The following is a 20947-nucleotide window of genomic DNA, read 5'->3' as shown; positions in this document are numbered from 1 at the left end:
CCTGTAGCGATACAGGCGACCGTTCGCCGTTTAGTATCGCTGTGGCCTTTAAGCTTGCTGAAAACGATCAGCATTTTTCGAACCGTTGCATCAAGGCGCAGCTTGAATTGCTGCCTGACTTTAACGCAGTTCGCAAATGTTCATGCCTGTCACACCCCTGTCATCAAACCCTGCTCCTGTCCCTCCGACCAACAGGAACGCGACCCGATGATCGACCACCTCGACCGCATCAAGGCGGAAATTGCCGACAGCTTCGATGAAGAGCTGGAAATGCAGATGGAAGAGGACCGTCTTGACGAAATGGTCGCCGAGGGCATGTCCGGCCCGGCCGAGCCGACGCTGGAGCGCAAGACTTATTTCCGTGAACTGTTCCGCCTCCAGCATGAACTGGTGCGCCTGCAGGATTGGGTCCAGCACAAGAAGCTCAAGGTCGTCGTCCTGTTCGAAGGCCGCGATTCCGCCGGCAAGGGCGGCGCCATCAAGCGTGTCACCCAGCGCCTCAACCCGCGCGTCTGCCGCGTCGTCGCCCTGCCTGCACCCACTGAGCGCGAACGCAATCAGTGGTATTTCCAGCGTTATGTGCCGCACCTGCCGTCATCAGGCGAAATGGTGCTGTTCGATCGCTCGTGGTACAACCGCGCCGGCGTCGAGCGCGTCATGGGCTTCTGCACGCCCGAGCAGGTCGAGGAATTCTTCCGCGACGTGCCGGAATTCGAGCGCATGCTGGTCCGCTCCGGCATCATTCTCATTAAATACTGGTTCTCGATCACCGACGACGAACAGGAATTCCGCTTCCAGATGCGTATCCACGATCCGCTGAAACAGTGGAAGCTTTCGCCGATGGACCTGGAAAGCCGCATCCACTGGGAAAACTACACCAAAGCCAAGGAAGAGATGCTGGCCCGCACCCATATCGAGGAAGCCCCCTGGTGGATCGTCCAGGCCGTCGACAAGAAGAAGGCGCGCCTCAACTGCATCGCCCACCTGCTCGCCCAGATCCCCTACGAGGATGTGCCCAAGCCGGAACTCGTCCTGCCCGACCGCATCCGCCACGACGACTACACCCGCCACCCGGTCCCGCCGGACATGTACGTGCCGGACGTGTATTGATTTCCGGAAACGCCGTCTGGTTTCCCTTGCGGTGCAGTTGCCGTTTGTCCTTCTCCCCGTCAAAACGGGGAGAAGGTGCCCGACAGGGCGGATGAGGGGCGGTCTTGCACGGCAGTGACGTGTGACCGGAGGTGGCAGCCTGATGCCATCGGAACCATTCCAAGGCTCCCGGGAATCGTCCCGTTCAGCGCATGAACAGCGCACCACCCTGACTTGAACTGCTTATCATTTAAGTTCATGTTACCGTCATGGCACAGGTCAAGACATCCCCGTCAATCGTTACCGTTCGCAATTCGCGGACTGGGCAGCTCGTCACGATCAAGGGCGCCGGCGCCCTCAAGGACAGCGAGCTTTCCATGAAACGCGGGCTCGACCTCACCAAGCCAATCGCGGAACAGGCACTGAGAGGCGCTCGCAAACCGAAAGCCAAGTAATTGGCTGGAGTCGTCCTCGATACACACGCTCTCCTGTGGCTGGTGACGCGACCGGAAACCCTTCTCAATGAAGCTTTGATCGCGATCGCTGCCGCTCAGGAGGCCGGGAAGCTTTTTGTTTCACCGATCACGGCGTGGGAATTGGCGATCGCCGCGAACAAGAGGACGAATGCTCCCGATATTGGCGACGTCACGGTCAAGGACTGGTTCAAGGCGGCTATATCCGTCACTTCCTGCAAGGTCGTGCCCATAGGGCCTGCGATCGCTCTCGAAGCTGCGCATATGATCGCGGCAACCAATCACAAGGATCCGGGAGATTGCTACATCATGGCAACCGCCAGATACAAGAAGGTGCCGATCGTCAGCCGCGACGCGACAATGGCCCAGATAGCTGAAACCGGCTACATTGGGATCGTTGCCTGCTGAATGACCATCTTGCCTTCAGCGGCAAGGTAATCTCCATCCCTCACTCCCCTACCCTATTCCCCGCCACCACCGCCAGATACGCCGCCTGCAGTTCCGCAAACACCGAACGTTCCGGCATCGGCGCGCCGAGATGCAAGGCCCGCAATTCCTCCATGAACGCAGCCCACATCTGCGGCCCGCCATTCTCCAGGAGTTCCGCGCGGATCGAGAGTTCCTCGGATGCCGGCGTATGTCGCCGTCCCCAGGCGCCCATCTGGGCGATGAGCGGCACGAGCTGGATCGCCGGTTCCGTCAGGCTGTAGATGCCCTTCTGCTTGTGGCTCGGGTCCTCCGTGCGCGAGAGCATGCCGCTTTCGCGCAGCCGCTTCAGCCGGTCGGCCAGCACGTTCGAGGCTATGCCTTCTTCCGATTGCGTGAGAAGCTCGCGAAAATGCCGGCGATTGCCGAACATCAGGTCGCGGATGACGATCAGGCTCCAGCGGTCGCCGAGCATTTCGAGGGTGAGATTGATCGGGCAGCCCGACCGGTGTGCAACGTCCATTTTCAGCCTTTCGCCAAACTGCTTGCAATATAAGAGCGGTTACCCTACAAAACAACCAGTTTCATATTGAAATCAGTTTGGGAGGATACAATGACGTTGCAGCTCTTCGCCCACCCCTTCTCGTCCTACTGCCAGAAGGTGCTGACCGCGCTTTATGAAAACGACACGCCGTTCGAAATGCGCGTGCTCGGACCGGACACGCCCGATGTCGCCGCCGAATGGTGCGCGCTCTGGCCGATGAAGCGCATGCCGCTCTTAAAGGATGGCGACGAAACCGTGATGGAGGCGACGGTGATCATCGAACATCTCGGGCTCGCCCATCCCGGTCCGACCCGCTTCCTGCCGTCCGATCCCACGGCGGCGCTCAAGGCGCGGATGATGGACCGCTTCTTCGACAATTACATCATGACCCCGATGCAGAAATTCGTGTTCAACCACATCCGCCCCGAAGCGGATCGCGATGCCTACGGTGTCAACGAAGCCAAGGCCATGCTCGATGATGCCTATGGCTGGCTCGATGGCGTGATGGCCGGCTCCGAATGGGCGGCCGGCGATACGTTCGGCCTTGCCGACTGCGCCGCCGCGCCGTCGCTCTTCTATGCCGACTGGGTGCATCCGATCCCCGAAACGCTCGTCCATATCAGCGCCTATCGTGCCCGCCTGCTCGCCCGGCCGTCCTTTGCCCGCGCCGTCGACGAGGCCCGCCCCTACCGCGACTTCTTCCCGCTCGGCGCGCCGGATCGGGACTGATGAAATCCCCGGTTGCCAGGTCCTTCGACTTTCTGTCTTCGTTGAAAAACATACCCCAAACGGGTGAATCCAGCGCCTGCGAATCACGCTAGTGTCGCCGCGTGAATGCGGCGAGACCTGAGCCACCCCGTCCATCGCGGCGGGGTGGAGTACGGGTTGAAAACAACCCTGCCAGCCGCCAGAAAAATTACTAACATTCTGAAAAAGATTGGTAATCGTCTGTCGTCCATCGACGGCCGGGGCTGACTGCAAACCCGCTGCGTCACCCGTTTCCGATTCGCCAGCAGCCTGTATTGGCCCTAGGTCCAACTATCTCTGGCCTTGAATTTGGTGGAGCTTTCGTCGTGGAAAGCGTGCCGGTATTTGCAATCTGCTCGATCGGAAACAAGGACACCGCAGCCCGCTTCGCCCATAGAATTGCCCGGTGAATTTGAACGGTGGAGAGTATCATGGCCATCAAGAACGTCTTCCCTGATGATATCTGGAACGCCGCCGTAAAGGCACGGACAAGCGTTTCGGAAGAATATTTCGAAGATCATTCGGCGATCATCATCGCCCGCGCCATCCTTGCGGAACGCAACCGGTGCGCAGACCTCGCCCGCAAGGATGCCGACCGGCAGATGTTCGTGGGTTCGGAAATCGCCCTACGATAGGCTTCCGGCAAGATATCTGAGAGACGGAGTGGCCGAACGGGCACTCCGTCAGACTGCTGACAAACTCCCAGGCCGATTGTTTGAGGACGTGGCAAGCCCACCCTCCGTCGTTCTCGCCCTTGTGGCGGGAATCCAGCGACCCGACGTCCGGCGGGTCAAAAGACTCTTTAAACCCAAGGACTTGGCTGACTGGTTCCCGTGACCAGCACGGGAATGGCGGAGAGGATGGTGGTCCTCAGCCGCTTGATCAGGCTGCCGCGCCTTTAAAACGCAGCACCACTTCAAATCCATCCGCCCGGCCTGTTGCTGGAGACAGAACCTCGAAGCCGATATTCATCTGCTGCAATAGCCGCTCGGCGATCGACAGACCGAGACCGGAGCCGACCGCGACTGTGCTGCCACGGCCGAAACGCTGGCGGATTGTCGCCATCTCATCCCTTGATAGCAGCGCTGCGCCATTGACGATGCGCACCACGCTTTCCGTCTCAAGATAGATATCCACCGGCTCCTCGCGGCGGCCGTGCAGCAAGGCATTCTCGATCAGGTTGCGCAGCACGATGGCAAAGGCATCCTCGCTGTAGTTGCCCTTGAGCGATGCCCCGGCCTCGCGATGAAGCCGCAGGCGCTCCGGCTCCGGCGCGCCGCGCTTGAAATCGGTGACAACCAGCTCCAGCACCCGCGCGAGATCGACGCTCTCCGTGTCACCGCCGATACCGGCTTCGGCGCGGGCCAGTTGGAGCAGCTTTTCCGCCGTGTGACGCAGGTTGATCAGCGAGACCTCGATCTGCTGCGCCCGCCGTTTGCCGGGGCCATCGAGCTCGGCGATCAGCATCTGGGTCTGCGCCAAGGCTCCGGCGATCGGCGTACGCAGTTCATGCGCGCTGTTGGCGGTGAATTCCCGCTCGGCATCAAAGGCCGATTGCAGCCGGGTCAGCAAGTGGTTGACCGAGCGGGCGATCGGACGCAGTTCGCGCGGCAGCATGTCGGAGGGCACCGGCGCCATGTTGCCGCCATCCTTCTCCTCGATCGCCGTGCGCAAATCGTCGACCGGCGCCAGCGTCCGGCGCACGATCTGCCGGATCAGCAACACACTGACCGGAATGAGCACCAGCACCGGCAGGAACAGCGCAAGGCTGCCCTCGTTCAACGCCTCCGACCGGTTTGCCAATGCGTCAGCCACCTGCACGAAGATTGTGTCGCCCGGCGAGGACGCGGTGAAGAACCGGTAGGTATCGCCGGTGAAGAAGCCGCGCTTCAGCGGCACGTCGAACGGCTCGGCCGGCGCGTCATGCGAGCGGAACAGCAGCTCTCCGGCGGCATTGCGCACCTGATAGACGAGATATTCCTCGCCGGCGTCGTCGGTTTCATCGTGCCGCGACGAGGCGTTTCCCTGGCGCCGGTCCATTTCGTCGACGATCAGCGGCACCAGCCGCTCGGCCGTTTCCTGCAGCGAGCCGTCGAAAATCTCGCCGAATTCGTCGTGCATGACGGAGACGCCAAGGCCGGCGGCGATCAGCCAGAAAGCGGTCGCAGCCCCCGTCAACCACAGGATCAGACGCCGTGTCATGCTCTGCCCGCCGGGCTTGTTCTCGTTCACGCCGGCGCTCCGATCTTGTAGCCGACACCGCGGACGGTCGCGACATGGTCGCGCCCGAGCTTCTTGCGCAGCCGGCTGACATAGACTTCCACCGTATTGCTCTCGATCTCGGATCCGAACGCATAGAGCGCCTCCTCGATCTGGGCTTTGGAAATGATCGCGCCGGGACGGGCCAGCAGCGTATCGAGCACCGCCCATTCGCGGCCGGAAAGGCTGACCTCCTCGTCGCCCGAAAACACCCGTCGGTCGGCCTGGCTGATCTTCAGCTCGCCGAAGCGGATCAGAGGCGAAACATTGCCGCCATATCGCCGGATCACCGCCAGCATCCGTGCGGAAAGCTCTCCGAGATCGAAGGGCTTGACGAGATAGTCGTCGGCACCGCTGTTCAGGCCCTCGATCCGGTCGGAAATCTGGTCGTGTGCGGTCAGGATGATGACCGGCGTCGCGTTATCGGAAGCCCGCATCTCCTTCAAGAGCGCGATACCGCTGCCGTCCGGCAGGCGCAGGTCGAGCAGGACGAGACCGTAGCTGACGGTCCGCAGCGATGCGCGGGCATCCTCAAGCGTGAGCATCCAGTCGACGGCATGCCCGGCTGCCGCGACATGGTCGCGAACCGCCTCCCCCAGAATTTCGTTGTCCTCGACAAGCAGAACGCGCAATCGACGATCCCTCTACCGGCCAGCATTTCCGGCATTCTATTTCCTCTTTGGCCCGCGCCGTCAAACACTACGAAGCAGCATTCACCCTGCATGACGCGATCACATCCAGCGCCGGATCGTAGACCCTGGTAGCAATGTTCATCATGCCGAGCACGGTGTGGAACAGGTTGTCATGCGACTGCGGCTCGCCCGTCTTGGTGTCCAGGCAAGCGGCATCGATCCCGGTCCTGGCTTCCGGGCTTTGCCACAGCACGAAAGGAACATGCGTCTGCTGTGAAGGCGCGATGAAATAGGGCGCGCCGTGCAGGTAGAGCCCATGCTCGCCCAGCGATTCGCCATGGTCGGACATGTAGATCATCTGACCGGCCATCTTGCCCTGTCGTAGCTTCAGCATGTCGATGATCTCGGACAGGACATGGTCGGTGTAGAGGATCGTGTTGTCATAGGCGTTGACGATCTCGTCATGTGAACAGTTGCCAAGCTCCGGCGTCCGGCAATCCGGGGTGAAACGGCGGAAGGTATCCGGGTAGCGCTGGTAATAGCCCGGCCCATGGCTGCCGATCTGGTGAACCACCAGCACGCTGTCGCCCTTGACATTGTCCAGCCAGGAACCGAGCCGGTCCAGATGCACGGCATCGATGCATTCGTGATCGATGCAGAAGCGCGGGTCGTTGATGTCCGAGAACGAGGTATAGGGGATCCGGCTGGCAAGTCCCTTGCTGCCGGTATTGTTGTCCCACCACTCCGCCTTGACGCCGGCGTGCGTGAGGACATCAAGCAGATTCTCGGTTTCAAGCCCCTTCTCGTGCGTGTAGCTGGCACGGGTGTAGATCGAGAACATGCAGGGCAGCGAGACCGCCGTCGCCGTGCCGCAGCTCGACGTATCGGAGAAATAGCGCACGCCGCGCGCGGCAAGCTTCGGATTGGTCATGCGGCCGTAGCCGCCGAGCGAGAAATTCTCGGCCCGCGCGGTTTCACCTGCGACGATGATGGTCACGCGCGGCTTGCCCGAGGCGACAGGCGCGATCACATGCGCGTCGGTGCCGAGCGGCTGGACAATGAGATTTTTCTCCGCCCCGCTCGCCCTGACATAGCGAATGACACTGACGATCGGCGCAACCGGGTTGAGCGTCGCCATCAGATCGCGATGCTCGCGTGTCGTCGCTGCCAGCGTGCGGACATTGGCGAGACCCACCGCGATGAACACCGCAAGGCACGACAGGACGAACGCGGTATTCCACATGAATTTCTGCGGAAACGGCCGATGTCGGATGCGTATCGCCGTGATCATGAGAGAGGGCACGATGCCGAAGATCGCCACATGTGTCACGAAACCCGCCGTCAGCAGGTGGCCGGCCTCCGATCCCGTCGTCTCGGCGGCGTTGCGGATCATGTCGAGATCGATGATCGTGCCGAAGTGATCCATGAAGCGGGAGGACACGGCTGCGGCCATGACCAAAAGGATGAACAGCGGCTTCGTCAGATATTTCACCGACACCGCGATGCAGACGGCCGAAAACAGCGCCAGAAGGCCAATCCCCATCAACACCACCGCGAAGCTCGGAAGGCCGAGATAGTCGATAGCCTTCGCCCAGAAGGTCCGGTTCGTCAGGAAAACGAGATAAGCCGCCACGATCAGGCTCAACGTGACACTGCCGATCTGAGGGCGCACCAGGCGCGGCGAGGCGTTTGATAGGGTTACAAAAGTCACCAGTCTGCTCCTGCGATACATCGGACGGATGGAGCAGGCTCAAAAGGCGCCGCACCATCAGGCGCGGGCACCCCGTCTCCACCCCTGACATCTGGAATTGTTTTCTGACAGGAACCTGAACGGTGTGAGTGAGGACTGTTGCATAGGGGAAGACCCCTCTGGCCTGTCTGCCATCGTCTCACAAAGGGAAGAGAGACCCAGCCACAGGCCCCCCTTTTAGATGAAGGTCCAGGCGACAGGTTAAGTCCCTCCCCTTTGTGGGGAGGGCTATCGCATATGGAGTAAAGACCCCCTCTGGCCTGTCGGCCATCTCCCCCACAAGGGGGGGGGAGACCCGACCGAACGCCCTGTTTTCAGCCTCGGACGAGGCGGCGGGTTAAGTCCCTCCCCCTTGTGGGGAGGGGTTGGGGAGGGGTCTTTTCCATACGCAATAACCTGGCGTGTGAGGAGATAGGAATACACAAGGAAAACGATTATCGTTCGACTTGCGCGCGTTCAGCCTGCTGTCAGTTTCGGCAGGCAGGGTAGATTCGACACTGGAGATTCTTGCTTGAAAGCGCGCCGCGTTCCCCTTGGCCTATTGTATGTAGCCGCCCTCGTCGTGGTGATCATCCTGATCCCGCTATGCCGCCTTGCCGGCTCTCAGGCCTCGACGCTGACGCACCGGCAATCCTCGGCAATGACCCTGCGTCTCGATAATCTCAAACTCTGAAATAGAGTAAGCATCTACTTACCTATCCCTCGCCACCACGGCCTGCCTGCGCAGGAATCGGGTGGCGGCTCCTTCTCCTTGCTGCGATTGAAGCGCTCGCATAATCCAAGAGGAGTTTCAGTCATGACCACATTGTCCATGAAGGTCGCCATCATCACCGGTGCCAGTTCCGGCATCGGCCGGGCGACGGCGAAACTGTTTGCCCGCGAAGGCGCCCGTCTCGTCCTGTCCGGTCGCCGCCGCCCGGCCCTCGACGACCTCGTCGCCGAAATCGAAGCTGAAGGCGGCCAGGCGCTCGCCGTCGATGGCGACGTCCGCGACGAGGGCCACGCCCGCGCGCTGGTCGATACGGCCGTGGAAAATTTCGGCGGCCTCGACATCGCCTTCAACAATGCCGGCACGACCGGGGAAATGGCGCCGATCGCCGATCTCTCGACCGCCGGCTGGCAGGAAACGATCGAGACCAACCTGACCAGCGCCTATTTCGGCGCCAAGTATCAGGTCCCGGCCATGGCGAAGCGCGGCGGCGGTTCGCTGATCTTCACCTCCAGCTTCGTCGGCCATACCGCCGGCATGCCGAATACATCAGCCTATGCCGCCGCCAAGGCGGGGCTGATCGGCCTGACGCAAAGCCTGGCGGCGGAACTAGGAACCAAGGGCATCCGCGTCAATGCCATCCTGCCGGGCGGCACCGATACGCCGATGAGCTTCACCAACGCGCCCGGTGCCGGGCCGGAGATCCTAGCCTTCGTTGAAGGCCTGCACGCCCTGAAACGCATGGCCAAACCCGAGGAAATCGCTCGCTCCGTGCTTTACCTGGCCTCGGACGCATCGAGCTTCACCACCGGCACCTCCATGCTCGTCGATGGCGGCGTCTCGATCAACCGCACCTGAAAAGCTCAGAAAATCCCCTCAAGCGGGGATGAGATTTGACGCGGCAGGTCCGGCATCCTTTCCTCTCTCCCAGTGGGAGAGGACACAAAATCAACAGCTTAGCCAAAGGCTAAGTGTTAGATTTTGTTGGTGAGGGGATCTTTCCCTCAGAGCCAAAATCCCCGCCCCCATCAACCCGTGCCATACTTCCCTTCGTCCCACGATCGGATACACCGGAAAGCGTTGCCGGCGAGGTGGGGCCGGTGCTCCTGGTCTGTGTTTGAAACGCAGGCACGATCCGGAGGGCCTGCAGAAAGTGGTTTCCCTCCCGTTTGAAACAGGATCGGGGCGTGTCTGTGAGGCACACAACAGACGGCTGGGGCGCAAATGCCTCCAAACCCGTAAGGGTTTTCCGTCTGGCAGAGAAACCGGAGTTGCAGGTAAAAACCACCGAGACGGGACACATCGCGTGTCATTACTTACTAACTCATCAGGCACACGATGTGTCCCGGCCGAGTTGATTATCCAAACCACGGACGCTCGCGCCGCGTGAAGGCGCACGGCTGCCCTGTATCCCCACCAGCAAAAGGATCAGACCATGCCGAAACAGGATTTCACTGATTATGAAAAGCGCATCGCCATTGATCATGAACGCCAGTGCCGCACCGTCCTGACCACATGCGAAGTCTGGCAGGAGTGCCCTCTCCGCAAATGCCGCCGCGATAGGGCCTGCACCGGCGAGATGCTCGTCTCCGCCCATCAGGACCGCAAGGTCCGGGTCCAGCGGGAACTCGGCCTCTCCGGCAAGGCCTGCTCAAAATTGCCCCGTTGCATCGCAACCATCGACGCATCGTTCTTTGCGGCATTCACGGACCGCCTCGACACCCTCCAGAAATACCTGGTCGCCAACCCGACCGTCATCTTGCCGTCCTTCGACCGCTATCTGAAAGGGCGCCAACTGCGCCGCGACACCGCCGACCCTTGACTTTCGCGCCCGATCGTCCGACTTCAAAAGCGACAGTCCCGAGGAGTTTCCGCCATGAGCGAACAAGCCCGCAGCACCATCGATCAGGCCGAGGTTGATCGCTTTTCCGCGATGGCGGCCGAATGGTGGGATCCGAAGGGCAAGTTCCGGCCGTTGCACAAGTTCAACCCGGTTCGGCTCACCTATATCCGCGATCGGGTTTCCGATAATTTCAGCCGCGACGCAAAGGCACCGCAACCGCTGAAGGGCCTGCGTTTCCTCGATATCGGCTGCGGCGGCGGGCTCCTGTCCGAGCCGATGGCCCGCATGGGCGCCGATGTCGTCGGTGCTGATGCCTCGGAAAAAAATATCATGATCGCCAGGACCCATGCCAGCGGCAGCGGCGTCCCGGTCGATTACCGCGCCGTCACGGCGGAATCGCTGGCAGAGGCCGGCGAGACTTTCGATGTCGTGCTCAACATGGAAGTCGTCGAGCATGTCGCCGATGTCGAGTTCTTCATGTCGACCTGCGCCTCGATGGTGCGCCCCGGCGGTTTGATGTTCGTCGCCACCATCAACCGCACGATGAAAGCCGCCGCCCTTGCGATCTTCGCCGCCGAAAACGTCCTGCGCTGGCTGCCGCGCGGCACCCACCAGTATGAAAAGCTGGTACGGCCGGAAGAACTTGAAAAGCCGATCGTCGCCAGCGGTATGACGGTGACCGACCGCACCGGCGTCTTCTTCAATCCGCTCGCCAACCAGTGGAACCTGTCGAAGGACATGGACGTCAACTACATGATCGTCGCCAGACGACCGGCCTAGCCCGCAACAACGGGAGAATGCCGATGACACCCCCATCCTTCATATCAGGAAGAAGAAACGCCGCTTCCGGAGCATGGAGATGAGCTACCGGACGCTCCCCTGATCCCCGCCTCTCGCCGCTGTGCTACATTGGTCGATCGGATGTGTTCGTGGCCTTGTTCTTTGACATGGCGCATCTTTTCATCTGGGGAGAGTCGCAGTAACCAGCCGAAGCAAGAATTTCCAGATTGGGAATCTTTCAGCTTGTTTCCAGATTGGGAACGCACTAGATTGAGGGACCGTGAACGTCATCGCCAAATCCGCCCTGATCAAATTTTGGAACGGCTTGCCAAAAGGTCTGCCCAGGGAGACTGCGGAAGCCGCGCTGATACAATGGTACGCCACGGCGTCCAAGGCAAACTGGAGCAGTTTTGGCGATTTGAAAAAGACCTTCAATTCGGCTGATATGGTCGCAGGCAACAAGGTTATCTTTGATGTGGGCGGCAACAAATACCGGATCGTTGGTCTGGTCGCGTTCCGATCGAAACGGATTTTCGTTCTGTTTGTCGGCACGCATGCCCAGTACGACGCCATCGATGTGAAGAGCCTCTGATCGGAAGGAATCGGCATGTTGAATTTGAAGGCTTTCCGAACGCTGCGGAATGATGACGAATACAATGCGGCATTGAAGGAGGTCCGCCCTTATTTCGAGAACGAACCTGAAGAGGGCTCAGACGATGCCGCTCATTTTGACGCGCTGGTCATGCTGATCGAGCAGTATGAAGCGAAGCACTATGTGATTCCGGCCGCAAGCCCGATCGAAGTCGTCAAGTCGGTCATGGAAGCAAACAATTACAGCCGGGCGGATCTGGTGGCGGTCATTGGATCCAAAGCCCGAGCGGCCGACCTCCTGAATGGCAAGAGGGAAATGAACCTCGATCAGATCCGGAAGCTGAGCCGCGAATGGAATATTCCCGCCGGGTCTTTAATCGGTGGCATTTCCGCTTGAATGCGGCCTTACCGCATGGCGCAGCCCATGATCAGCGAGCACATTTGCGCCGAGCCTGGAAAAACATCCCCGTCCCTCACCCGCATGCTAGAGCATCGTTCCCTTAATACGACCCATTCTGTTGGCTCAAAACGTCCGATCCACAAGAAGGATGGCGCAGAGCGATGCGACATCCATCGGTCCAGCCATCCGCCGCAGTGGGCGGCCGTTTTCAGCCAACCCGAAGGGCTGGATGAATTTTGGCCACTACCGGCGGTGGCCGTCTCAACCGCAGCTTCTGCTGCGCTTTTCGCCAGCCGCCTTGGTTCTGGCCAAAATTCCTTCCAGCAGAATGGGCCGTATTAAGGGAACGATGCTCTAGACTTTCAACGAAAGCACATGCGCCAGCAGTTCCTGCTGTCCTTCCCGGTTGCTTTCCGCCAGTTGCCGGACCTTGTTCCGGTCGATGACATAGGCTTCGCCATTGGCGGCGAAGGGGTCCTTGAAAGTGAAGGCTTTTGGCGATGGCCCGTGATCGTGGAGATATTCCAGCCGTTCGACGCCATCGGACCAGTCGGGCAAACGACGCTCGTCCACCCACCAGAGAACGAGTGGCGGCCAGTTCGCCTTGATGTTCCAGTTGCGGGCGTGCTTGAGCGCATCGGCATGGACGCCGCTATAGGCGAAGGCCATCAGCGATTCGATATCGGCCCAGAGCGAGAGTGACGACGGTCCGCTGTCGAAGCCGCTGCCTTCGATGAAGCGCGGAAATACCTGCCGGCCCCAACTGCGCGGTCCCGGAACGCCGCGATAGCCCGACCGTCCGATAAAGCCGGCGGCACGGCTGGCCGCTTCGAAATTGGCTGGCTCTCGGGAAACGAAGCCCTCGACACGGGGATCACCCTCGGGGCCGACATGCAGGCCGAAATTATACATGGCCAGACGCGCACCTGTGGGACGCGGTTCGGCGGCCGCCATCTCAGTTCACGTCGTCGGGCAGGACCGGCAGCGGCGCGATCTCGATGCCCTCGTCCAGCAGTTCACGCGCCTCCTCGACCGTCGCCTGGCCGATCAGCCCGCGCTGCTCGGCCTCACCATAGTGAATCTTGCGCGCTTCCTCGGGAAATTTGGTGCCGACATCCTCGGCATTCTCTCGGATCGACGTCACCAGTTCGCGGATCTTGGAAACCGCCTCCTTGCGGGCCTGGTCCATCATCAGCACCTTGGCCTCGTCCTTCTTGCGGGCGGTCGAGACCGAGGGCGCCATCAGTTCCTTGCCGATGGAGACGGACCCGCAGGCCGGACAGGAGACAAGCCCGAGGTCCGCCTGCCGATCGAAATCGGCACTCGAGGAAAACCATCCTTCGAAGGAATGGCCGTTGTCACAGGCCAGCGTGTATTTGATCAAGCGGCCACGTCCCCGGAGGTATCCGACGACACCTCCTCCAACGAAAAGGGCCGGCCGTTCTTCAGGTTCGGAATCTTTGCCCGCGCCGCAGCAACGGCGGCAACGTCGATATCGGCCAGCACCACGCCTTCGCCGGTGCCGCCGGCGCAAGCCAGTACGACGCCCCAGGGATCGACGATCATCGAATGGCCGAAGGTCTCGCGTCCGTCCTCATGCAGGCCGGCCTGCGCTGCCGCGATGACGAACATGCCGTTCTCGATGGCGCGGGCTCTCAAGAGGATTTCCCAATGCGCCTCGCCGGTCTGGCGGGTAAAGGCAGCGGGAATCGACATGACCTGCGCACCGGCCACGGCCTGGGCGCGGAAGAGTTCCGGGAAACGGACGTCATAGCAGATGGCGCAGCCGAGCTTGGCGAACGGCAGGTTGACGAGCCTCGCGGTGCCGCCCGGCGTGTAGGCCGCGCTCTCCCGCCAGCTCTCGCCATTGTCGAGATCGACGTCGAACATGTGGATCTTGTCGTAATGGGCAATCTTGCGGCCATCGGGGCCGAACAGGAAACCACGATTGGCGATCTTGCCGTCGGCAAGGCCGATTGCGGTGGAGCCGACATGCAGGTGGATGCCGAGTTCCGCCGCAAGCGAGGAAGCGGTGGCGACGATCAGGTCCGTGCTCTCGTCCCGCAAGGCTGCCCGCATGGCGGCGCGGTCACGTTGCAGCGCACCGGTCATTTCCGGCGTCTGCACATAGGTGGCGCCCTGTGCCGCAGCTTCCCGCACCAGCCGGGTCATGGCATCGGCGTTGCGGGCGACATCGACGCCCGAGCACATCTGGATCGCGGCGGCCTTGAACGTCATGGGCGTCTCCTTATGCGGCGAGCATGTCGTCCAGCTTGCCGGCACGATCCAGCGCATGCAGGTCGTCGCAGCCACCGACGTGGATATTGTTGATGAAAATCTGCGGGAAGGTGGTGCCACCATTCGACCGCTCGATCATCTTCTGGCGAACCTCCGGCGCATAGGTCGCGTCATGCTCCTCGAAGGCCACGCCCTTGGTTTCCAGAAGTTTCTTTGCCGCGGAGCAATATCCACAGAACTGACGGGTATAAATAACGACCGAAGCCATAGTCCTGACCTATTCTCTAGCCGGCCCTGTGCCAGCCTGTTGAAAGTCATATAAGACCGGACATGGCTCTTGCAAAGGTTAAAACCGTCACATCCGCGGCACCGGCCTTCTTCAGCGCTCGCGTCGCGGCCGAAACCGTGGCTCCCGTCGTATAGACGTCGTCGACCAGCACGATGCGCTTGCCGAACACGGCCGCCTTGCCGGCCTCGGTGACGGTGAAGGCGCCGCGCACATTGTCCTGGCGCTGCGCCGCCCCGAGCCCAACCTGCTGGACGGTGCGCTTGGTACGGATCAGGGCTGTTGCGAGATAGGGCTTGCCCGCATGCCGGGCGATGGCACGGGCGAGTTCTGCGGACTGGTTGAACCTGCGCCCCCAAAGCCGGAAGGCATGCAGTGGAACCGGCAGGATGGCATCGCAGGTGTCCACATTCCCATCGCTGGCGCGGATCATCCAATCGGCCATCATCACCGCCAGATCGGTGCGGTCCCGGTATTTCAAGCCATGGACAAGCGAACGGGCAATGCCGTCATGGATGGCAACGGATCGCAGTCGTTCGAATGCCGGCGGATTGGCGATGGCGTCGGCCGAGAGGATGCCGGTGCCGAGATCGTGGGAAAAGGGGACGCCCAAGACCTCGCAATAGGGACGCTCGATGAGCCGGAGTGTCGCCCAGCAGGAAGGGCAGACACCGCGATGCTGGCCGACCATGCGGCCACAGCCGCTGCAGACCGGCGGATAGACCGCATCGACCGCCACAGCCATCAGGCCGCGCAGGCTTCCGGTCAGGCCATCCACCAGCCGCCGCACCGGATTTTCCGTCCCCTCCACGCTCATGAGGTTGACTTTACGGCCAGCCGGGTTTCATTGCGATCAGATTTTTAAGCGATCAGAATTTTGGAAGCACTGCCGTGGATATCGTTTTCGACCAGACGCTCATCGAAACCCGCCGCAAGCGGGCACTGCGCAACGGTGACCCCAAGGCCGACTTCCTGCTCGAAATCGCCGCCCGGGAACTGGCCGAGCGGCTTGATGTCGTCGAGCGCCATTTCGACACCGCCGTCGAACTGCATGGATATACCGGTGTTGCCGCGCGCTTCATGGCCGAGACTGGCAAGACCGGCGAAATCCGCCGCGTCGAGACGGACGAGGCTTTCGCCTCTGGCAACGAGAATATTTCCGCGTCCCCGCTCGAAACCGTGCCGCTGGCGCCGGAATCGGTAAACCTGATCGTCTCGCCGCTGTCGCTGCACCTGACCAACGATACGCCCGGCGTGTTCATCCAGGTGCGCCGGGCATTGAAGCCGGACGGCCTCTTCCTGGCCGCGATCCCTGGTAGCGGCACGTTGCAGGAATTGCGCGAGGTTCTGCTGGCCGCCGAGAGCGAGATGACCGGCGGCGCAAGTCCACGCGTCATTCCCTTCGCCGATGTCCGCGATATCGGCGCCCTTCTACAGCGCGCGGGCTTCACCCTGCCGGTCGCCGACACCGAAACCTATACGGTACGCTACGCCTCGCTGTTCTCGCTCCTGAAAGACCTGCGGTCGATGGGCATGACCAATCCGCTCGCGGCCCGAAGCCGCAAGCCGTTGACTAGGAAATTCTTCCTGAGGGCGGCTGAACTCTACGCAGAGCGCTTCGGCGATCCCGATGGCCGGATCCGCGCGACCTTCTCGATCATCTATATTTCCGGCTGGGCACCGCACGAAAGCCAGCAGAAACCATTGAAACCGGGATCGGCGAAACAGCGCCTGTCCGATGCGCTCAGCACACGGGAACTGCCGCTGAAGGACAAGGATTAGCTAAAGATCAGTTCGGCGCGGTGGTGATCGCCGTGGTGATCTTGTCGAGTACCCCCAGGAGCGAATCCGAGAACCCGCCAAGCCCGACGATCATCCCCACGGATATAAGGCTGGCCAAAAGGCCGTATTCGACGGCCGTGGCGCCTGATTTGACGTTGAGAAAACGGACGAATGTCTTCATGTGCTCCCAGCCTGTCCGGCGCAGGCCGCTTCGGCTCGCGCATAAAGTTGTTCGGGCCGAGAAGTCGATGCGCGGGCCGCGTCGAGGGCGCCCCGCCCAGCCGAGGGATCAGCAGCCGCTCTTGCTTCCATTTCCGTCGATGATGCAGACGGCACCGGGCATTTCCTGCAGCACGCTACGGCGCACCGTATAGCGCTTGGTCGTCGTGCTGCTCGGGATCGATCCCGTCGAGATATTGTCGTAGTCGATCGGCGCGTCGGCCAGAACCTTGTTCTCGCTCTTGGAGGTGAGCATCGGCGTCAGGATCAATGTCAGCGCGATGACGGCGGTACCGAACAACAGCGACAGATTGAGCGCACCGGTGCGGCGGCTCTGGCTCGTCACCAGATCCTTGTCCTGTACCGTTCTCCAAAAATCGTCGTCGACCATCACATGCCTCTTAAAAATGCAGGCGCTTCCTTGATGGCGGTTCACTCCCACCGCCTCAAACCATGTCGCGCCGATACACGATCGGCGCCCGCTACGGGAAACATCCCGAAACACATAGACGCCGACACTGAACTGAGGCTGATCTTGAGCGAGGGTGATAAATGTTTGATTAATAAAATCGAAATTTCCGACCGTTTGGTCAGAGCAGATCCATCAAATAGGGGATAAGCGGCTCGTCCGCTGGTGGCATGGGATAATCGCGCAAGGCTTTGGGCCGAACCCATTTGATCGCCTGCCCCTCCCGCCCATGGGCAGTGCCTTCATAACGCCGGCAGACATAGAGCGGCATCAGCAGATGAAAATCGTCATAGGTGTGGCTGGCGAAGGTCAGAGGCGCAAGGCAAGCGACCTTGGTCCGGATGCCCAGTTCCTCGTCGAGTTCGCGGATCAGCGTCTCTTCCGGCGTTTCGCCAGGCTCCACCTTGCCGCCGGGAAACTCCCAGAGGCCGGCCAGCGACTTGCCCTCGGGACGCTGCGCCAACAGGATGCGGCCATCGCTGTCGATCAGCGCGCAGGCGGCGACAAGCAGGATTCTCCGGCCCTTGCCGTCCATCGTCACGCCTCCGCCCGCCGATAGCAGTAGCGGTAGACATCCTTGAAGCCGAACTTGCGGTAAAGCTGGACCGCCGGCCCATTGTCGGCCTCGACCGCCAGCCATGCGGTGCGGGCGCCGCGAAGACGGGCCCAGCGCAGCGAGGCGTTGACGATCGACGAACCAACGCCTTGGCGGCGGACGTTGTCGGCCACGGCGACCTGCAGGATACCAGCCAGATCATTGTCATGCACGGCCAGCGATACGGCAATCGGCCCTTCTTCCGGAGACTCGAACAGGAACAGTCCGCATTCCGGCTTGATCGCGTTGATGATCTCACTGAGGCCCGCCTTCTCATGGGCGCTCTCGCCGCAAATCTGCAGCCGGGCATCGACGAAGCGGCCGACATCGCGCAGCGGCAGGTGCTCGATCGCTTCCGTCGTGTCGTTCGGCGGAATATCGGCCATCATGACGATCGTTTCGGAAAACACCGGCCAATGCCGCTCATTCATGTAAGCGATCAGTTCCGGCGGCGTCAGTGGCGTCTGGCGTACCGTGAGCGGACGGCCATAGTCGGAAAAGCGCTTGGCCGCCTTTTCCAACCGGATCGCGATATCGCGGCTGTCGGAGGGGTCGAGTGGATTGACGGAGTTGAGCCGCTTGGAATCGTGCCCCGCCGTCAGTCGGACCAGCCAGCTGCCATCGTACTGCACCGATGCCGCCGGCCAAGCGCGGAAACCGACAGCTTCGAGACGCCGGACATTCGGCAGATCAGCCTTCAAAATCGTATCCTGCACGCGTATCAGCTCCGATAGTCACCGTTGATCTCGACATATTCCTTGGTCAGGTCGCAGGTATAAACCGTCGCCTTGCCTAAGCCGAGCCCGATCTCGACACGGATGGCGATGTCCTCTTCCTTCATTACCGCTGTCGCCGCCGCTTCCGAATAGGTCGGGTCGCGTTCACCTTCGACGGCGACGCGCACATCGCCGAACCAGATCGCCAACCGATCGCGGTCGGCCATTTCGCCGGACTTGCCGACGGCCATGACGACACGGCCCCAATTGGCGTCCTCGCCGGCAACCGCGGTCTTGACCAGCGGGGAATTGGCGATCGACAGACCGATGCGCTTGGCGGCAGCGTCGCTTTCCGCGCCTTCGACCGTCACGGCCACCATCTTGCGCGCACCTTCGCCGTCCCGCACGACCTGCAAGGCGAGATCGAGCAGGAGATCATTCAGGGCTGCCCGGAAACCGGACAGCGTGGAATCGGCCGCATCGGTGACCTTGGCCTGACCATCGGCACGAGCAGCCCCGGTGGCAAACAGCATTAGCGTGTCGGAGGTCGAGGTATCGCTATCGACGGTGACGGAATTGAAAGTCGGGCCAGTGCCTTCCGACAGCAGAACCTGCAGAGCCTCCGGCGCGACATCGGCATCGGTCACGACGAAGGACAGCATCGTCGCCATGTCGGGCGCGATCATGCCGGCGCCCTTGGCGATACCGTTGATAACGACGGGAACGCCGCCGATCTCGGCGGTTCGGGTCGATACCTTCGGATAGGTGTCGGTGGTCATGATCGCCTTTGCGGCCTCGAACCAGAAATCACCTTTCGCATCCGTGGTCATATCCTTGAGAACGCCGGCAAATTTCGTCGCGTCCAGCGGCTCGCCGATCACGCCGGTCGAGGCGAGAAAGACTTCGCCCGTCGAGCAGCCGACGGCTTCGGACGCGGATTGCGCCGTCAGCTCGGTCGCCGCCTTGCCCTTCTTGCCGGTGAAGGCGTTGGCATTGCCGGAATTGACGACGACAGCGCGCGCAATGCCACCCGAAAGGTTCTGACGGCAGAAATCGACCGGCGCGGAGGGGCAGCGCGAGCGGGTGAAGACGCCGGCGACAGCGGCCGGCTCATCGAACACCATCAGCAGCACGTCCGTGCGGTTCTTGTACTTGATGCCGGCGGCGGCGGTCGCCATGCGCACGCCGCGCACCTCGGGCATGTCGGCAAAGGATTTCGGGGCAAGCGGAGAAACGGGACCGGACATGATCAAACCTCAGATAAGAAAAACCACCTGGAACTGATTTGGATAAAACAGGGGGTCCCATCCTCCGTCATCCCGCCCTTGTGGCGGGGATCCAGCGACCCGACGTCTGTCGGGTCAAAAGACTCTTCGCCCAAGGACTTGGGCGGCTGGATTCCTGTGGCGAGCACAGGAATGACGGGGTTTTGGGTATCAAGAACCCCTCACCCTAGCCCTTCTCCCCGCCTGCGGGGAGAAGGTGGCCAACAGGCCGGATGAGGGGCCGAACGCACGCCGCTAGTTGGCGGTAGCAGCTTCCGCCTTGTTGGCTTCATCATAGGCCTTCTTCAGCGCCGGGTCGGTGATATCGACGCCGGCTTCCGTCTTCGCCTTGGTCAGAAGCGCGATATACTTGTCGCGCATGACGAGCTGCTTGACCTGCTGCTCGACCTGGTCGAGCGGCGGTGCGGGCTGCTGGCGCTTGTCTTCGAGCAGAATGACATGGAAGCCGAACTGGGTCTTCACTGGAGCGGTCGTGTACTTGCCCTTCTCCAGCTTGAAGGCGGCTTCGGAGAATTCCGGAACCATGCGATCCTTGGTGAAGTAGCCAAGGTCTCCGCCTTCGCTCTTGTTCGGGTCGGTGGACTTTTCCTTGGCCAGTTCGGCGAAATCCTTGCCGTCATCGAGATCCTTGATGATCGCCTTGGCTTCGTCCTCGGTCTTGACGAGGATATGGCGGGCCTTGACCTCTTCCTGCGCCGGGATCTTGGCGATTTCAGCGTCGTAACGGGCCTTGACCTCGTCGGCCGTCACGCCGTCGACAACGTGCTTCTTGAAGTAGGCATTGTGCAATTCGCGATCGGTCAGATAGGCGAGGCGCTTCTTGAAGTCTTCATCGTTCTGCAGGCCTTCCTTGCCGGCGTCGGCGGCGAGCAGCTTGACGTCGATCAGGCCGGAAAGGGCAGCGGCGCGCTTCTGCTCGTCGGGAAGCTGGGCGAGCTGCGGATCGAGGCCGGTCAGGGCGAAATCGAGTTCCGACTGGTGGATTTCCGCGCCGCCGACCTTGGCGATGACCGGATCGGCAGCATCCTGCGCGAGCGCCGGACCCTGAGCAGCCATGACGGCGATCACGGCAACAGCCGCCAGCATTTTGTATTTCAACATCCTCGTACCTTC

General features: G+C 61.3%; 28 protein-coding genes. 13 read left to right on the top strand and 15 right to left on the bottom strand.

Annotated elements, in window-relative coordinates; translation table 11 throughout:
- The first annotated feature begins 207 nt into the window (after positions 1-207).
- The 3 genes from ppk2 (at position 208) to ACST81_RS07075 (ending at position 1970) form a co-directional block, all read left to right on the top strand.
- The gene (gene ppk2, locus ACST81_RS07085; RefSeq protein WP_438752141.1) at positions 208-1110 is read left to right on the top strand and encodes a polyphosphate kinase 2; all 903 of its coding nucleotides are present in this window, start codon (positions 208-210) and stop codon (positions 1108-1110) included.
- 248 nt (positions 1111-1358) lie between these two features.
- Positions 1359-1544, top strand: a complete 186-nt coding sequence (locus tag ACST81_RS07080) for a hypothetical protein (RefSeq protein ID WP_438752140.1) — start codon at positions 1359-1361, stop codon at positions 1542-1544.
- Entirely contained in the window at positions 1545-1970 is a 426-nt protein-coding gene (locus ACST81_RS07075; RefSeq protein WP_438752138.1) for a type II toxin-antitoxin system VapC family toxin, read from the top strand.
- Positions 1971-2010: 40 nt separating this feature from the next.
- Here the strand turns inward: ACST81_RS07075 and ACST81_RS07070 are convergent, their stop codons facing one another.
- Positions 2011-2511: a winged helix-turn-helix transcriptional regulator gene (locus ACST81_RS07070; RefSeq protein ID WP_438752136.1), complete on the bottom strand. Its 501-nt coding sequence runs from the start codon at positions 2509-2511 to the stop codon at positions 2011-2013.
- A 90-nt stretch (positions 2512-2601) separates the two neighbouring features.
- Here ACST81_RS07070 and ACST81_RS07065 point away from each other — a divergent pair, with 90 nt between their 5' ends.
- Together ACST81_RS07065 and ACST81_RS07060 are read left to right on the top strand one after the other, a co-directional pair.
- On the top strand, positions 2602-3261 hold the full coding sequence (locus ACST81_RS07065) for a glutathione S-transferase family protein (protein WP_438752134.1): 660 nt from the start codon (positions 2602-2604) through the stop codon (positions 3259-3261).
- Positions 3262-3710: 449 nt separating this feature from the next.
- The gene (locus tag ACST81_RS07060; protein ID WP_438752132.1) at positions 3711-3914 is read left to right on the top strand and encodes a hypothetical protein; all 204 of its coding nucleotides are present in this window, start codon (positions 3711-3713) and stop codon (positions 3912-3914) included.
- 247 nt (positions 3915-4161) lie between these two features.
- Here ACST81_RS07060 and ACST81_RS07055 read toward each other — a convergent pair whose 3' ends face one another.
- From ACST81_RS07055 to ACST81_RS07045, 3 genes are all read right to left on the bottom strand, one after another.
- A complete protein-coding gene (locus ACST81_RS07055) occupies positions 4162-5481 on the bottom strand; it encodes a sensor histidine kinase (protein ID WP_438753418.1) in 1320 nt (439 codons plus the stop codon).
- A 26-nt stretch (positions 5482-5507) separates the two neighbouring features.
- Positions 5508-6170 carry a response regulator transcription factor gene (locus tag ACST81_RS07050; RefSeq protein ID WP_438752131.1) on the bottom strand — a complete coding sequence of 221 codons (663 nt, stop codon included), beginning with the start codon at positions 6168-6170 and terminating at the stop codon, positions 5508-5510.
- 67 nt (positions 6171-6237) lie between these two features.
- Complete coding sequence (locus ACST81_RS07045; RefSeq protein ID WP_438752129.1) at positions 6238-7881, bottom strand: phosphoethanolamine transferase; 1644 nt, start codon at positions 7879-7881, stop codon at positions 6238-6240.
- A 550-nt stretch (positions 7882-8431) separates the two neighbouring features.
- On the opposite strand from ACST81_RS07045, the gene ACST81_RS07040 reads away from it, so the two are divergent.
- The 7 genes from ACST81_RS07040 (at position 8432) to ACST81_RS07010 (ending at position 12585) form a co-directional block, all read left to right on the top strand.
- Positions 8432-8593 carry a hypothetical protein gene (locus tag ACST81_RS07040; protein ID WP_438752127.1) on the top strand — a complete coding sequence of 54 codons (162 nt, stop codon included), beginning with the start codon at positions 8432-8434 and terminating at the stop codon, positions 8591-8593.
- A 123-nt stretch (positions 8594-8716) separates the two neighbouring features.
- Positions 8717-9487: an SDR family oxidoreductase gene (locus ACST81_RS07035; protein ID WP_438752126.1), complete on the top strand. Its 771-nt coding sequence runs from the start codon at positions 8717-8719 to the stop codon at positions 9485-9487.
- 577 nt (positions 9488-10064) lie between these two features.
- Entirely contained in the window at positions 10065-10451 is a 387-nt protein-coding gene (locus ACST81_RS07030) for a hypothetical protein (protein ID WP_438752125.1), read from the top strand.
- Between the two features lie 54 nt (positions 10452-10505).
- Positions 10506-11252, top strand: coding sequence for a bifunctional 2-polyprenyl-6-hydroxyphenol methylase/3-demethylubiquinol 3-O-methyltransferase UbiG (ubiG, locus tag ACST81_RS07025; protein ID WP_438752123.1), 747 nt, complete (start codon positions 10506-10508; stop codon positions 11250-11252).
- A gap of 280 nt (positions 11253-11532) precedes the next feature.
- On the top strand, positions 11533-11844 hold the full coding sequence (locus tag ACST81_RS07020; protein ID WP_438752121.1) for a type II toxin-antitoxin system HigB family toxin: 312 nt from the start codon (positions 11533-11535) through the stop codon (positions 11842-11844).
- 15 nt (positions 11845-11859) lie between these two features.
- Positions 11860-12240, top strand: a complete 381-nt coding sequence (locus tag ACST81_RS07015; RefSeq protein WP_438752119.1) for a helix-turn-helix domain-containing protein — start codon at positions 11860-11862, stop codon at positions 12238-12240.
- A 27-nt stretch (positions 12241-12267) separates the two neighbouring features.
- On the top strand, positions 12268-12585 hold the full coding sequence (locus tag ACST81_RS07010; RefSeq protein WP_438752118.1) for a hypothetical protein: 318 nt from the start codon (positions 12268-12270) through the stop codon (positions 12583-12585).
- Positions 12586-12597: 12 nt separating this feature from the next.
- Here ACST81_RS07010 and ACST81_RS07005 read toward each other — a convergent pair whose 3' ends face one another.
- From ACST81_RS07005 to ACST81_RS06985, 5 genes are read right to left on the bottom strand one after another with little or no spacing between them, the layout of a single operon-like run.
- Positions 12598-13197 carry a DUF3291 domain-containing protein gene (locus tag ACST81_RS07005; protein ID WP_438752116.1) on the bottom strand — a complete coding sequence of 200 codons (600 nt, stop codon included), beginning with the start codon at positions 13195-13197 and terminating at the stop codon, positions 12598-12600.
- A gap of 1 nt (position 13198) precedes the next feature.
- A complete protein-coding gene (locus ACST81_RS07000; RefSeq protein ID WP_438752114.1) occupies positions 13199-13627 on the bottom strand; it encodes a DUF1178 family protein in 429 nt (142 codons plus the stop codon).
- Positions 13624-14481, bottom strand: coding sequence for a carbon-nitrogen hydrolase family protein (locus ACST81_RS06995; protein WP_438752112.1), 858 nt, complete (start codon positions 14479-14481; stop codon positions 13624-13626). The genes ACST81_RS07000 and ACST81_RS06995 overlap by 4 nt, the downstream gene beginning before the upstream one ends.
- Before the next feature lie 10 nt (positions 14482-14491).
- Entirely contained in the window at positions 14492-14749 is a 258-nt protein-coding gene (gene grxC, locus ACST81_RS06990; RefSeq protein WP_438752111.1) for a glutaredoxin 3, read from the bottom strand.
- A gap of 46 nt (positions 14750-14795) precedes the next feature.
- Positions 14796-15584: a ComF family protein gene (locus ACST81_RS06985; RefSeq protein WP_438752109.1), complete on the bottom strand. Its 789-nt coding sequence runs from the start codon at positions 15582-15584 to the stop codon at positions 14796-14798.
- Positions 15585-15658: 74 nt separating this feature from the next.
- Between ACST81_RS06985 and ACST81_RS06980 the strand changes: the two genes are divergently transcribed.
- Positions 15659-16549 (top strand): methyltransferase domain-containing protein, encoded by an 891-nt coding sequence (locus ACST81_RS06980; RefSeq protein WP_438752107.1) that lies wholly within the window; start codon positions 15659-15661, stop codon positions 16547-16549.
- Between the two features lie 7 nt (positions 16550-16556).
- Here ACST81_RS06980 and ACST81_RS06975 read toward each other — a convergent pair whose 3' ends face one another.
- From ACST81_RS06975 to ACST81_RS06950, 6 genes are all read right to left on the bottom strand, one after another.
- Complete coding sequence (locus tag ACST81_RS06975) at positions 16557-16730, bottom strand: Flp family type IVb pilin (protein ID WP_438752106.1); 174 nt, start codon at positions 16728-16730, stop codon at positions 16557-16559.
- A gap of 108 nt (positions 16731-16838) precedes the next feature.
- The gene (locus tag ACST81_RS06970; RefSeq protein ID WP_438752105.1) at positions 16839-17159 is read right to left on the bottom strand and encodes a hypothetical protein; all 321 of its coding nucleotides are present in this window, start codon (positions 17157-17159) and stop codon (positions 16839-16841) included.
- Between the two features lie 199 nt (positions 17160-17358).
- Positions 17359-17772: an 8-oxo-dGTP diphosphatase MutT gene (gene mutT / locus ACST81_RS06965; protein ID WP_438752104.1), complete on the bottom strand. Its 414-nt coding sequence runs from the start codon at positions 17770-17772 to the stop codon at positions 17359-17361.
- Between the two features lie 2 nt (positions 17773-17774).
- Positions 17775-18548: a GNAT family N-acetyltransferase gene (locus ACST81_RS06960; RefSeq protein ID WP_438752103.1), complete on the bottom strand. Its 774-nt coding sequence runs from the start codon at positions 18546-18548 to the stop codon at positions 17775-17777.
- Positions 18549-18553: 5 nt separating this feature from the next.
- Positions 18554-19795, bottom strand: coding sequence for a bifunctional glutamate N-acetyltransferase/amino-acid acetyltransferase ArgJ (gene argJ, locus ACST81_RS06955; protein ID WP_438752102.1), 1242 nt, complete (start codon positions 19793-19795; stop codon positions 18554-18556).
- A 273-nt stretch (positions 19796-20068) separates the two neighbouring features.
- On the bottom strand, positions 20069-20935 hold the full coding sequence (locus tag ACST81_RS06950) for a peptidylprolyl isomerase (protein ID WP_438752101.1): 867 nt from the start codon (positions 20933-20935) through the stop codon (positions 20069-20071).
- Positions 20936-20947: the final 12 nt, after the last annotated feature.

The organism is Pararhizobium sp. O133 (assembly GCF_051669845.1).
Lineage (GTDB): Bacteria > Pseudomonadota > Alphaproteobacteria > Rhizobiales > Rhizobiaceae > Pararhizobium.
The sequence above is the reverse complement of the archived record's forward strand: the minus strand, read 5'-3'. Positions and strand labels throughout refer to the sequence as shown.

Bases quoted from the DNA above. Each gene is read 5' to 3' on its own strand.
- ppk2 (WP_438752141.1), top strand. From the start codon at position 208: ATGATCGACCACCTCGACCGCATCAAGGCGGAAATTGCCGACAGCTTC.
- ACST81_RS07080 (WP_438752140.1), top strand. From the start codon at position 1,359: ATGGCACAGGTCAAGACATCCCCGTCAATCGTTACCGTTCGCAATTCG.
- ACST81_RS07070 (WP_438752136.1), bottom strand. From the start codon at position 2,511: ATGGACGTTGCACACCGGTCGGGCTGCCCGATCAATCTCACCCTCGAA.
- ACST81_RS07065 (WP_438752134.1), top strand. From the start codon at position 2,602: ATGACGTTGCAGCTCTTCGCCCACCCCTTCTCGTCCTACTGCCAGAAG.
- ACST81_RS07060 (WP_438752132.1), top strand. From the start codon at position 3,711: ATGGCCATCAAGAACGTCTTCCCTGATGATATCTGGAACGCCGCCGTA.
- ACST81_RS07055 (WP_438753418.1), bottom strand. From the start codon at position 5,481: ATGACACGGCGTCTGATCCTGTGGTTGACGGGGGCTGCGACCGCTTTC.
- ACST81_RS07035 (WP_438752126.1), top strand. From the start codon at position 8,717: ATGACCACATTGTCCATGAAGGTCGCCATCATCACCGGTGCCAGTTCC.
- ACST81_RS07030 (WP_438752125.1), top strand. From the start codon at position 10,065: ATGCCGAAACAGGATTTCACTGATTATGAAAAGCGCATCGCCATTGAT.
- ubiG (WP_438752123.1), top strand. From the start codon at position 10,506: ATGAGCGAACAAGCCCGCAGCACCATCGATCAGGCCGAGGTTGATCGC.
- ACST81_RS07015 (WP_438752119.1), top strand. From the start codon at position 11,860: ATGTTGAATTTGAAGGCTTTCCGAACGCTGCGGAATGATGACGAATAC.
- ACST81_RS07010 (WP_438752118.1), top strand. From the start codon at position 12,268: ATGATCAGCGAGCACATTTGCGCCGAGCCTGGAAAAACATCCCCGTCC.
- ACST81_RS07005 (WP_438752116.1), bottom strand. From the start codon at position 13,197: ATGGCGGCCGCCGAACCGCGTCCCACAGGTGCGCGTCTGGCCATGTAT.
- ACST81_RS06995 (WP_438752112.1), bottom strand. From the start codon at position 14,481: ATGACGTTCAAGGCCGCCGCGATCCAGATGTGCTCGGGCGTCGATGTC.
- grxC (WP_438752111.1), bottom strand. From the start codon at position 14,749: ATGGCTTCGGTCGTTATTTATACCCGTCAGTTCTGTGGATATTGCTCC.
- ACST81_RS06985 (WP_438752109.1), bottom strand. From the start codon at position 15,584: ATGAGCGTGGAGGGGACGGAAAATCCGGTGCGGCGGCTGGTGGATGGC.
- ACST81_RS06975 (WP_438752106.1), bottom strand. From the start codon at position 16,730: ATGAAGACATTCGTCCGTTTTCTCAACGTCAAATCAGGCGCCACGGCC.
- ACST81_RS06970 (WP_438752105.1), bottom strand. From the start codon at position 17,159: ATGGTCGACGACGATTTTTGGAGAACGGTACAGGACAAGGATCTGGTG.
- mutT (WP_438752104.1), bottom strand. From the start codon at position 17,772: ATGGACGGCAAGGGCCGGAGAATCCTGCTTGTCGCCGCCTGCGCGCTG.
- argJ (WP_438752102.1), bottom strand. From the start codon at position 19,795: ATGTCCGGTCCCGTTTCTCCGCTTGCCCCGAAATCCTTTGCCGACATG.
- ACST81_RS06950 (WP_438752101.1), bottom strand. From the start codon at position 20,935: ATGTTGAAATACAAAATGCTGGCGGCTGTTGCCGTGATCGCCGTCATG.